The sequence below is a fragment of the Streptosporangium sp. NPDC002721 genome, from assembly GCF_042888905.1.
GTDB lineage: Bacteria > Actinomycetota > Actinomycetes > Streptosporangiales > Streptosporangiaceae > Streptosporangium.
The window spans coordinates 147,115-159,317 of sequence record NZ_JBIAQI010000024.1; the positions used below are offsets into that span (position 1 = coordinate 147,115).

6 protein-coding genes are annotated in these 12,203 nt (G+C 73.8%); 2 read left to right on the forward strand and 4 right to left on the reverse strand.

Annotation, left to right across the window (positions count from 1 at the left end; all coding sequences use genetic code 11):
* Positions 1 to 10: 10 nt before the first annotated feature.
* Positions 11 to 796, reverse strand: a complete 786-nt coding sequence (locus tag ACFYWM_RS31540; protein WP_389921039.1) for a tyrosine-protein phosphatase — start codon at positions 794 to 796, stop codon at positions 11 to 13.
* Positions 797 to 880: 84 nt separating this feature from the next.
* Complete coding sequence (locus tag ACFYWM_RS31545) at positions 881 to 2,404, reverse strand: hypothetical protein (protein ID WP_389921042.1); 1,524 nt, start codon at positions 2,402 to 2,404, stop codon at positions 881 to 883.
* A 474-nt stretch (positions 2,405 to 2,878) separates the two neighbouring features.
* Between ACFYWM_RS31545 and ACFYWM_RS31550 the strand changes: the two genes are divergently transcribed.
* The gene (locus ACFYWM_RS31550; protein ID WP_389921045.1) at positions 2,879 to 9,454 is read left to right on the forward strand and encodes an amino acid adenylation domain-containing protein; all 6,576 of its coding nucleotides are present in this window, start codon (positions 2,879 to 2,881) and stop codon (positions 9,452 to 9,454) included.
* 151 nt (positions 9,455 to 9,605) lie between these two features.
* Positions 9,606 to 10,058 (forward strand): acyl carrier protein, encoded by a 453-nt coding sequence (locus tag ACFYWM_RS31555; RefSeq protein ID WP_389921048.1) that lies wholly within the window; start codon positions 9,606 to 9,608, stop codon positions 10,056 to 10,058.
* 37 nt (positions 10,059 to 10,095) lie between these two features.
* Here the strand turns inward: ACFYWM_RS31555 and ACFYWM_RS31560 are convergent, their stop codons facing one another.
* On the reverse strand, positions 10,096 to 11,004 hold the full coding sequence (locus ACFYWM_RS31560; RefSeq protein WP_389921051.1) for an MBL fold metallo-hydrolase: 909 nt from the start codon (positions 11,002 to 11,004) through the stop codon (positions 10,096 to 10,098).
* Between the two features lie 36 nt (positions 11,005 to 11,040).
* A complete protein-coding gene (locus ACFYWM_RS31565; RefSeq protein WP_389921054.1) occupies positions 11,041 to 11,922 on the reverse strand; it encodes a LysR family transcriptional regulator in 882 nt (293 codons plus the stop codon).
* Positions 11,923 to 12,203 lie beyond the last annotated feature (281 nt).

A 12,203-nucleotide genomic window follows, 5' to 3' on the forward strand; every position in this document is an offset into this window, starting at 1 on the left:
AGGGTGTCGCTCAGGTGACGGGACCGACGAGCCGGTCGCGGGCGGCGGTCAGATCGGCCTCGCCGAGCCCGGCGCCGCGCAGGTAGGACTCGACGTCGAGCGACTCGACCGTGGCCATGACGACCTCGCGGGCCGTGGTGTTCGCGCGGTCGAGCGCCGCCTGGATCCTGGGACTCTCGTCGGCCTCGCCGAGCTTGACGAAGAGGGGCCGCAGCCGCTCGGTGCTCAGCTCGTAGTCGGCGGCGATGTCGGCGGCCGGCACGCCCGCGAGGGCGAGCATCAGCAGGGTGACGAGCCCGGTGCGGTCGCGGCCCGCCATGCAGTGCACGACGACCCCGCCGGGCTCGGCGCGGGCGATCGCCGATATCGCGGCGGCGCACCGCTCCGCCTTCCGCTCCAGGAAGGGCCGGTAGTACAGGGGGGTGCCGTACAGGCCCTCGGCGAGCCCGGACCAGAACTCGGTGTCGCCCCGGTCGTCCAGCGGCACGCGCACGGTGGTCAGACCGGAGGGACGGCGCACCTCCTCGCCTCGCCAGTCGCCGTCGTTGCGCAGGTCGACGACCGTACGGACGCCGTGGTCCGCGAGCGCCCGCCATCCGGCCGGGCTGAGGCGCTCGGGGGCGTCGGAGCGGACGAGGGCGCCCCAGCGCGTCTCGCGCCCGTCGGCGGTGCGCATGCCGCCCAGGTCGCGGACGTTGTGGCAGCCGTCCCAGTCGAGGTGCCGGTCCCGGGGGGCGGCGAGGCCCATGGAGACCGCCGGTCCTTCGCGACCTCGATCGTCGTGTTGAGCGTCCATGTGAGGGCCTCCCGGTGTCTCGTCGTGCCACCGCCGCGTTCACGGCGATCCTGCCACCGCCGTGCTCGCGGCGGCCCTCCCCGGTCAGGTCGCCGGGCTCGCGTCGCCGAGTTCCGGAGGGCTTCCCGCGCACCCGGACGCGGCCCAGACCATCAGGTCCTCGATGTACAGGAGCATGTCCTCCGCGGTCTCCCCCCAGCCGGTCGCGTCACTCCACTGGAGGCTGAACACGGCGCCCGCGGGGCGGTGCAGGACGGTCATCATGTAGCGGGCGCCCAGCGGGCGGGGCGGGGAGAAGGTGACGGTCCGGTCGTCCTCGTCGCCGGGGAACCCGTCGTCGCCCGCGGGCCACAGCGTGTTGAGGTCGTCGGCGACCCCCTCGTCCATGTAGCTGAACCGGGGGTAGGCCACCCCGGTCTTGTACAGGTCGCCGAGGATCTCCTCGCACATCCGTTCCGTGGCGTACGGATCGGCGTTGGCGAACCGGTGGCCGGACAGCTGCTGGGCGGCGCAGTCCGCCAGCGCCCTGCGGTACGCGGCCCCCGGCGAGTCGGCGGACAGAGCGGACAGAGCGGACAGGGGAGGCGTGGAGGGCACAGCCGGCACGGCGGGCAGGAGCACGGGCATCGTCATGGTGGCCTTGCGCACGGACCGTCCCGCCCCGGCGGAGAAGCGGTTCGCCGAGATCGCGAAGATCCCGGCCCGCGGTGACCGCTCCACCGCGCAGACGGCGGTGCCGAAGGCGAGGAGGAAGGCCGCGGAGGGGGAGACGCCCGTCGCCCGCGCTATGGCGCCCGCCGCCCGTCCCGCGCGGCGGGACGCCAGCCAGCAGGAACGGAACTCTCCTTGATCGGACGACTCGCCGGCCTGTGACCCGCCGGGACGCCCGAGGGGGGCTCGCGAGGGCGCGAAGGGCACGTGGCCGTCGAGCGCCTTGCCGATCTCGCCCAGCCGCCGCTCCCAGTAGCCCAGGGCCCGCCGCTGGTAGGCACGCCCGGCGGGAGAGGTCTCGGAGAGCGCGACGTCGATCGGCTGCTCCACGCCGAGACCGCCAGAGCCGGGGCCGGGGCCGGGGCCGGAAGCGAACGGCTCGCGGCCCGCGGCCCGCGCGCGGAGCGCGTGGTTCAGGTCGTCGCAGAGGACCCGCATCCCCCAGGGGTCGATCGCGACGTGGTCGACGACGAGGTCGATCCGGCGCACGCGCCCACCGGCCGCGTCCAGGACGGCCCTGACGGGCCACTGCTCGCCGATTCTGAAGCAGGTGCGCCGCCACGGGGTGTCGAACCGCCGCCTGAAGGACGCCTCGCCCTCCATCACCTGGACCACCTCGTCCAGCCGGTCGTCGACCGGGCAGACGTACTGGAGGCTGTCCTCGCGACCCGCGCGGCGGACCAGTGACCGCAGCCCCTCGTGCCGGGCGAGGACGTCGCGTACCGCCGAGGTGACCTGGCCGACGGGCAGGTCCCGTCCCGGTACGGCGGCGCAGATGTTGTCCTCGTAGGAGGTGTCCGTGTCGGTGGGGATCCACTGGACCCACTCGTGCTGGGCCCAGGTGAGCGGCCCCTCGCGTACCACCCTCGCGTCCGGAGACCAGCCGGGTCCGGTCAACAGAGCCCCCGCCCTCGAATGTTCGGAGATCTCTCCCGAGGCCGGGGTCCGGCGATGGTCCGGACGCGGCGGCGGGCGAAGGGAGAGAACGCCCCGGACCGTGTCCGGCGCGGTTCGGCGAGCCGCGTGATCCGCCCCTGAAGCCGCTCGCCGACAACGAATCAGACACTCACGGCGGGGGCGTGGTCAACCTCCCGCCCAGCGCCCTCGTGGTGTGGGCACCGGCAACTAGTGCCGGGCAACTTGATGTCAGCGGTACGTCCGGTACGGCGCGGACGGTCCGGGGCGAAGTCAGCGCCTCTTTAGAAGTCGATATGGGCATTCGGGGCTAAATGTCTACTCCTTGCGGATTTATGTTTTTCTCTGACAGTCTTTTGTCGTGATTATGAGGGATCTCCTTTCGGGCTCGCGATCCGCCAGCAGGGAGGCCGTTGTGAGAACGGTTCCCTCGCCTCTCCGGCGGGAGGTCTAGGGATGGACATGCTCGCGCGGGAGGAAGCACGGGACGGGATAACTCCCCGGCCCGATGACGTCCGCGAGTCGCCGCTCTCGTTCGGCCAGGAGCGCATGTGGTTCCTCGACCGGCTGGAGCGGGCCGGCGACGGCGGCGCCCACAACATCTTCATCGCCGAACGGCTCGGCGGACCGCTCGACCCGGACGCCCTGGAGCGGGCGCTCGCCGAGATCGTGGCCAGGCACGAGATCCTGCGGACCCGCTTCCCGAGCAGGGACGGCGCCCCCGTTCAGATCGTCGACGAGCCCCGCCCGCCCGGCGACCGGCCGTACCTGGGACTGCTGGACCTTTCGGATCTTCCCGAGGCGGAGCGCGAGGCGCGGAGCGCGCGGCTCGTCCGGGAGCAGATCGAGCGGCGGTTCGACCTGGCGGGCGAGCCGCCGCTCAGGGCAGGCCTGCTGCGCCTGTCCGAGCGGGATCACGCGATCTACATCGTGTTCCACCACATCGCCGTGGACGGCTGGTCGGTCGGCGTGTTCGCGCGCGAGCTGGCCGCGCTGTACGGGGCGTTCCTCGCCGGTGACCGGCCTGCGCTGGAGCCACTGCTGGAGCCGCTGCCGATCCAGTACGCGGACTTCGCGCGGTGGCAGCGCGAGCGTCCGGACGACCCGGCCGCCGAGCAGCTCGACCACTGGCGGCGAAGGCTGGCCGACCCGCCGACGCTGGAGCTCCCGACGGACCGGCCGCGTCCCGCGGTCAGGACCGCCGACGGCGCCCGCGCCCTGCTCAGGCTCCCCGCCGAGCTGGCCGACGGCGTCGACGGGCTCGCCCGGCGCACGCGCACCACGCCGTTCATGGTGCTGCTCGCCGTGTACCTGGTCCTGCTGTCACGCCGCTCCGGCCAGGAGGACGTCTGCGTCGGCACGCCGGTCGCCGGGCGGGACAGGGACGAGCTGGAACCGCTCATCGGGCTCTTCCTCAACACGCTGGTGATCCGCGGGGACCTGTCGGGCGACCCGACCTTCGGGGAACTGCTCGTCAGGGTCCGCCGCGCGGCCCTGGCGGCGTACACCAACGCGGCCCTGCCCTTCGACCGGCTGGTGAGCGAGCTGAACGTCCCCAGGGACCTCAGCCGCACGCCCCTCTTCCAGGCCCAGCTCGTCCTGCACGACTTCGGAGGCACCGCGCTGACCCTGCCCGGCGTCACCGCGGAACCGGTCGACATGGGCGACGCGCGATCGGCGATGTTCGACCTGTCGCTGGAGTTCGGGCGACGCGACGGCGACCTGGAGCTCTCCCTCGTCTACAGCACCGCCCTGTTCGACCACGGTACGGCCGAGCGCATGGCCGAGCACGTCGCGGTCATGCTGCGCAGGGCCGTCGAGGACCCCGGCACGCGCCTGTCGGAACTGGGTCTCCCCCCGGAGGCCGAACGCGAGCTGACCCTCACCACCTGGAACGACACCGCCGTCCCGCGCCCGGAGACCACCCTCCACGACCTGGTCGCGGGCGAGCCGGGGGCCGTCGCGGCCACGTGCGGGGGGCGGAGCCTGACGTACGCGGAACTGGAGACGGACGTCAACCGGCTGGCCAACCGGCTGCGGCGCGAGGGCGTGCGGCCCGGCGCCGTCGTGGCCGTGTGCGCCACCCGCTCGCTGGAGACGCTGGTCGCGCTGCTGGCCGTGATGAGGGCGGGCGGCGCCTACCTGCCCCTCGACCCCGAGTACCCCGCCGAACGCCTCGCCTTCGTGCTGCGCGACTCGGGCGCGGAACTGCTCCTCACCGAGGAGCGCGTACGCGGACGGCTCCCGGAGGGGGCCGCCCGGGTCCTGCTCGTCGAGGACCCCCGGGCGTTCGCCGACGAACCCGGCACGCCCCCCGCGCCGCTCGCGACGCCCGACGACCTCGCGTACGTGATCTACACCTCGGGCTCGACGGGCCGCCCCAAGGGGGTCGCGATCGAGCACCGCGCCGTGGTCAACCTGCTGCTGGCCATGAAGGACCTGCTCGGCTCCGGGCCCGGCCACGTCTGGCTGGCGCTCACCTCCCTGTCGTTCGACATCTCCGTGCTGGAGTTCTTCCTCCCGCTGGTCAGCGGCGCCCGGGTGGTCGTCGCGGGCAGCGCGGAGGCGTCGGACGCGCTCGCGCTGGTGAGGCTCGCCGCCGCGCACGGCGTGACGCACGTCCAGGCCACGCCGTCGGGCTGGCGGGCGCTCCTCGACGCGGGGTTCGACGGGCCGGGGGTGACCGCCCTGGCCGGGGGCGAGGCGCTGCCGCCCGCCCTCGCCGGCGCGCTGCGAGGGCGCATGCGGGCGATGTGGAACGTGTACGGGCCCACCGAGACGACGATCTGGTCCACCAGCGAGCCGGTACCCGCCGAGCCCGGGGCGGTGGCGATCGGCAGGCCGCTGGACAACACCCGTGTCCACGTGCTCGACGAGAGGTTCGACCCGGTGCCCGTCGGGGTGGTCGGGGAGTTGTCCATCGCGGGGACGGGACTGGCGCGGGGCTACCTGAACCGGCCGGGCCTGACCGCCGAGCGCTTCCTGCCCGACCCGTCCGGACCCCCGGGGTCGCGCCTGTACCGGACCGGCGACCGGGTGAGATGGCTGGCGGACGGGCGCCTGGAGTTCCTCGGCCGGGCCGACGGCCAGGTGAAGCTGCGGGGTCACCGCATCGAGCTGGGCGAGGTCGAGGCCGCCCTGGAGACCCACCCCGGGGTCTCCCGCGCGGTCGCCGCGATCGTCGACGACACCCTGGTGGCGTACGTGGTCGGGGTCGCACCCGTCACCTCCGAGGACCGTGAAACCGGAGCCGGAGCTAGAGCCGAAACCGGAGTCGGAACCGAGGCGGGAGCCGAAGCCGGCACCGGAGATGTCGCGGAGCCGTCGAACCTCGTAGAACCGCCGGACCTCGTAAAAGCATCGGACCTCGCAGAAGCGTCGGAGTCCTCGGACCTCGCGGGGCTTCAGGAGCACGTCGCGCGGTCGTTGCCCGCGATCATGGTGCCCGCGGTCGTGGTGACGTTGCCCGCGCTGCCCCTCACCCCGAACGGCAAGGTCGACCGCAAGGCGCTCCCCGCGCCCGGCATGCCGTCCGCCGGGCACGGCCGGCCGCCGGAGACCGACCTGGAACGGCGGGTGGCCGAGATCTTCGCCGAGGTGCTGGGCGTGGCCGTCGACCGGCTCGGCGCCGACGACGACTTCTTCGGCCTGGGCGGGCACTCGCTGCTCGCGGTCAAGGTCACCGCGCGGATCGCGGCGCTGCTCGGCGTTGAGGTACCCATCAGGGAGCTGTTCGTCCGGCCGACGATCGCCGGGTTCGCCGAGACCGTCGACGCCGCCGTGTCCGGCCCCGCGGACGACCGCGACGGCCGGGCCACCCCGTTGCGCCCGCGCCCCGACGGCGCGCCGGCCCCGCTCTCGCCCTCGCAGGAGCGGCTCTGGCTCATGCACCGGCTCGATCCGGACGACGCGGCGTACAACATGTTCACCGTCTGGCGCCTGCGCGGCGATCTCGACGTCGCCGCGCTGGAACACGCCTTCCGGGACCTGGCGGCGCGGCACGAGACCCTGCGCACCCGCTACCCGGAGGTGGACGGCGGGCCGGTCGCGATCACCGACCCCGCGACCGGCCCGCTGATCGAGCACATCGACCTCTCCGGCGGCGTACGGGGAGAGGGGACCGGCCCCGGAACCGCCGGAGAGGGGACCGCGGGGCTCGCCGGAAGGGAACGGGAGGCGCGGCGGCTGGTCGCGGAGCGGACCAACGCCCCCTTCGACCTCACCGGCCCGCCCCCGTTGCGGGTCAGCCTGCTGCGCCTGGCGGAGCGCGACCACGTGCTCTGCGTCATCCTCCACCACATCGCGGGCGACGGCTGGTCGCTCAACGTCCTCGCCGACGACCTGGCCGCCCTGTACGCCGCGCGCAGGGACGGGACCGAGCCCGGTCTCGCCGAGCCGCCGGTGACGTACGGGGACATCGCGTTCTGGCAGCGGGGCCACGACGACGGGGCGGCGCTCGGCTACTGGCGCGAGCGGCTCGCCGACCCTCCCGTGCTGGAGCTGCCGCTCGACCACCCCCGCCCGCCGGTCTCCTCCCACCGTGGGGGATCCCACGCCTTCCGCCTGCCACCCGATCTCGCCGCGCGGCTGGAGGAGGTGGCCCAGGAGTGCGGGGCGACCGTCTTCATGGTGCTGCTCGCCGCGTACCAGGTGCTGCTGGCCCGCCACACCGGCCAGGACGACGTCATGGTCGGCTCCTCCTACGCGGGGCGGGACCGCGTCGAGCTGGAACCGGTCGTCGGCTACCTCGCCAGCACCCTGGTCCTGCGGGGCGACCTGTCGGGAGACCCCTCCTTCACCGAACTGGTGGGCCGCACGCGGACGGTCCTGCTGGAGGCGATGGCGTACCAGGAGGTGCCGTTCGAGAAGCTCGTGACGGAGCTGGACGTGGAGCGCGGCCTGAGCCGCACGCCGCTGTTCAGGACCATGGCCATCCTGCACAGCCAGGACGACGGCACCCGCGACTCCTTCGCCGACCTGGCCCTGGAGTTCTTCGACGCCGGATACCGGCAGGCCAAGTTCGACCTCATGCTGGAGATGTGGCGCGACGACGACGGGTTCTTCCTGACGCTCGGCTACGACGCCGAGCTGTTCGAGGCCGAGACCGTCGCCCACCTCGCGGGCCGGTTCGCCGCCCTGTGCCGCGCGGTCGCGGCCGACCCCCGCCGGGCCCTCTCCGCGCTGCCGCTGCGCACCGACGAGGACGACGCCCGGCTGCGCGTCCACGAGGAGGCGGCTGCCCACGTTCCGGGCCCCCTCGTGCCGGACCTCGTCGCGGCGGCGACCGCCTCGCACGCGGACGCGATCGCGGTGGGCTGCGGCGACGAGACGCTGACCTACGCGGACCTGGAGCTCCGCGTCGCCTCGCTGGCCGCCCTGCTCCGGCGCCACGGCGTCGTACGGGAGACGGTCGTCGCGGTCCTGGCCGACCGGTCGATCGACGTCGTCGCGGCGCTGCTCGCCGTGTGGCGCGCCGGGGGCGCCTACCTGCCCGTCGACCCCGAGCTCCCGGCGGAACGGGTCGCGACGATCCTGTCCGGCAGCGGGGCCGCCCTCCTGGTGGCGGCCCGCCGGCCCGAACCGTTGTCGGTGGACGTCCCGGTGGTGCTCCTGGAGCACGGCGAGCCGGAGGAGGTCGTGCGTCCCGCCGACGGGGGCGACGCCGCGTACGTGATCTACACCTCGGGGTCCACCGGGCAGCCCAAGGGCGTGGTGGTGGAGCACCGGGCCCTGGCCGACCGGGTGGCCTGGATGCGGGAGGCGTACGGGCTGGGGCCGGGAGACCGGGTGGTCCAGTTCGCCGCGATCGGCTTCGACGCGCACGCCGAGGAGATCTATCCCGCGCTGGCCTCCGGAGCGGCCCTCGAACTCCTGCCGGGCGGCGCGGTCACCCTTCCCGAGGTGCTCGCCGAGCCCCGCGGGCGCGAGGTGACCGTGCTGGACCTGCCGACCGCCTACTGGCACCGGCTGGTCGACCAGATCGACGAGGTGGCCTGGCCGGAACGGCTGCGGCTGGTCATCCTCGGCGGCGAGCAGGTGCACGCGGAGGCCGTGGCCCGCTGGCGGGAGCGGTTCGGCGACCGGGTCAGGCTGGTCAACACCTACGGGCCCACCGAGGCCACGATCATCGCCACCGCGGCCGACCTCGGCCCCGCCGACGCCGGGGCACGCCCGCCGATCGGACGGCCGGTCGGCGGCACCCGGGCGGTCGTGGCCGAGCCGCGTGGCGTTCCCGGAGGGCCTCTCCGCCGCGTACCGCCCGGTGTCCCCGGTGAGCTGCTTCTCGGCGGCGCGGGGCTCGCCAGGGGCTACCTCGGCCGTCCGGACCTGACCGCCGAGCGCTTCCTCGACGATCCGGAGGCGGGACGGCTCTACCGCACCGGGGACCTGGTCCGGTGGCGCGCGGACGGCACGCTGGAGTTCCTGGGCCGTGTCGACGACCAGATGAAGGTCCGCGGGTTCAGGATCGAGCCCGCCGAGATCGAGGGGCGCCTCCTCACCGATCCCGGCGTACGCCAGGCGGCGGTGATCGCCCGCGAGGACAGGCTGGTCGCCTATGTCGCGGGTCCGGCCGACCCGGCGGAGCTCCGGCGCGACCTCGCCGCGGCGCTCCCGCCTTACATGGTTCCCGACGTCTGGGTGACCCTGGACGAGCTGCCGGTGACCACCGGAGGGAAGATCGACCGCCGCGCCCTCCCCGCGCCCGACCTCGGCCTCGACGAGGAACGGGCCTTCGTGGAGCCGAGGAACGACGCCGAGATCCTCGTGGCGGGCGTCTGGCAGGAGGTGCTGGGCGTCGGCAAGGTCGGCGCGCTCGACGACTTCTTCGCGCTGGGCGGCCACTCGCTGCTCGCCGTGCGCGTCGGCTCCCGCCTGCGCACGGTCGCCGGGATCGACGTGCCCGTCCGCGAGCTCTTCAGGAGCCGTACGGTGGCCGACCTCGCGGCCGTGGTGGAGCGGATCCTGATGGAGGAGCTGTCCGCGCTGACGGACGAGGAGGTCGCCCGGATGCTCGGCACGGACGGCTCCTGACCACCTCACCCCCGCCCGCCCCGGCGACGGGAGGCGGGCCGGGGAGGACCCGACACCCTCTCATCCCGGCCCGTCCCTCCATGACGGGGGCGGGGAGGACCCGACGCCCTCCCGGGACCGGAACCCGGGGCTCTCCCACTGGAGGTATCGAATGAGTCACCCAGACGTCACCGGCCCGGCGGGCCCAGCGGGCCCGGTGGGTCCGGCCGACCCGGTGGAGCCTGTCGGCCTCGCAGGTCTCGCAGGTCTCGCAGGCCCCGCAGGTCCCGCCGGGCAGACCGCGCTGGCCGAGCGGCCCGAGCGGCCCGAGCGGCCCGAGGCTGAGGGGACGGCGGGGGAGGGCGCCCCCCTTTCCGGGGACTCCCTGCGGGTGTGGCTCGCCGGAGCCCTGTCCACGGCGTGTGACGGGGAGATCTCCGCGCAGGAGATCCTCGACTCCGACACCTCGTTCGTCGCCATGGGGGTCACCTCGATCGCCACGATCCGCCTGGTCGACGCCATCGAGGCGGAGCTGGACATCATGATCGACTTCGGTGGCGACAGCTGGTTCCTCCAGGATCTGGACTCCCTGACCGCCTACCTGGACGGCCTCACCCGCTCCTGAGGGGACCCACCGCCGGACGTGAGCCCCCCGGGCCCCGTCAGGGGTGGCCCGCGCGGCCGAGGGCGATCCTGGTGGTCTCCTCGGGGTACGGCGACAGGCGCACGGCGTCGGCGGGGGACAGGGAACCCGCGATCACCCGCTCGCAGAGACGGGCCAGGGCGGAGATCTCCGCGTGCTGGGCGACGACGAACCCGCGGCCGACCGGGTCGCCGTGCCCGGGAACGACGACCGCGCCATCGGGGCCGGAGGCGGGGCCAGGACCGGACCCGAGGCCGGGATCAGGGCCGAACCCGGGACCGGGTCCGGAGGCGGGGCCACCGCCGAGCGGGGCGAGGGAGTCGATCAGGTCGAGCAGCCCGGCGACCGTGGCGGGCCATTCGAGGGGGTAGGCGTCCTCGTAGGCGGGCGGAGCCCCGTTCTCCACCAGGTCCCCGGCGAAGGTCACCCCGGCGTCCGGCACGTGGACGACCAGGTCGTTGCCGGAGTGGCCGCGGCCGAGGTGGGCCAGGACGACCGGGCGGCCCCCGACGACCAGCCGTGCCCGGTCGGTCACGAGGTGGTCCGGTGGCACGATCCCGGTCCTCGCGATGTCGCCGGCGACGTCCGCGCGTCCCAGGTCCCGGTAGTGGCGTGTCCACTCGTCCCTGGCCCGCTCGCCGTTCTCCAGCAGGTCGGCGCGGCAGCCCTCGTGCGCCCAGACGGGACAGTCGAGGAACGGACGGGTGCCGAAGCTGTGGTCGAAGTGCGAGTGGGTGATCACGACTGTCCATGGGTCACGGGTGACCCGCCTGACCTCCGCGAGCAGCTCCGCCCCCTGCCGCTCGTCCCCTCGCGTGTCGACGACCAGGCAGCCGCCGTCGCCCACGACCAGCCCCACCGACAGGTCCAGCTCGGCGTACCGCCGCACCAGAACCCGGTCCGCCACCTCGACCCATCGACCTTCCACGGGCCGTATTCTCCCCGATCGCCGGGACCGGCCGGCTCACCGCCTGGGACGGACGGTCTCCCGGACGACCTCGGCCAGGGCGGTGATCAGGGGGGAGTGCCGGGCGCTCTCCCAGGCCAGGACGACCGTGCTCGGCGGGACGTCGGCGACCGGGACGTAGACGACGTCGGACCGGGGGAACAGGAAGTTGATCGAGGGCGGGAGGAACGCCACACCGCGCCTCACCCGGACGTACTCCACGATCTCCTCGATGTCGTGCACGGCGGGCCCGGAGCGGGGACGGGTCCCGTCGGGGCGCGGGTCGACCCTCCAGAAGGCGTTCCACGCCGGGTCGGCGTCGGCGTAGTGCAGGAGCGGCTCGTCGGCGATGTCGCCGATGCTCAGCGAGGTCCTGGCCGCCAGGGGGTGGTCGGCCGGCAGCAGGACGGTGAAAGGCTCGGTGTACAGGAACATCGTGCTCAGGCCCTCGGAGATCAGGGGGAGCCGGACGAGGCCGGCGTCGACGCGGCCGTCGAGCAGGGCCTCGCTGCGGTCCTTCGAGTGCAGGCGTTTGAGCTGGACGACCACGTCGGGGTGGCGCTCGGCGAAGCGTCGCAGGGCCGGGGCTGTGTCTATGCCGAACATGAACCCGACGGTCAGGTGGCGCCCGTCCTCGCCGGCGCGGCGCGCCCTGTCCCGGACCGCGTGGCTGGCGGCGAGCAGCCGCCCCGCGTCACACAGGAGCTGCTCGCCCGCGGAGGTGAGGGCGACCTCCCGGCTGGTACGGACGAAGAGCTCGACACCCACGTCGTTTTCCAGTTGCCTGATCTGCCGGGAGAGCGCGGGTTGTGTGATGTGCAGCGCCTCGGCCGCCCGGCCGAAATGCAGCCGCTCCGCCACCGCGACGAAGTAGCGCAGTTTGCGCAGATCGAGATCCATTCGAGCACCGCTCCCGCCCGGCCGCGCCCATCGATGTCCGGAGGGCATCGATCGCGTCGGAACAAGCCTTGGACGTATGACGAAACTTGATGAAAGATTGATCCAGACGGTTACATATGGCCCGATGACCAGCCAAAAGTCTTATAAAGCCTGACCTGTGTCACCTCGTTCTCCCGGGGACCGTCGCGTGTCGGCGCCGCAGCGGTGAACGTCCCGTCGCCGCAGCGGTGAACGTCCCGTCGCCGATCGAGCTCGACGCTCCCCGGATCGGCTCGGCCGAG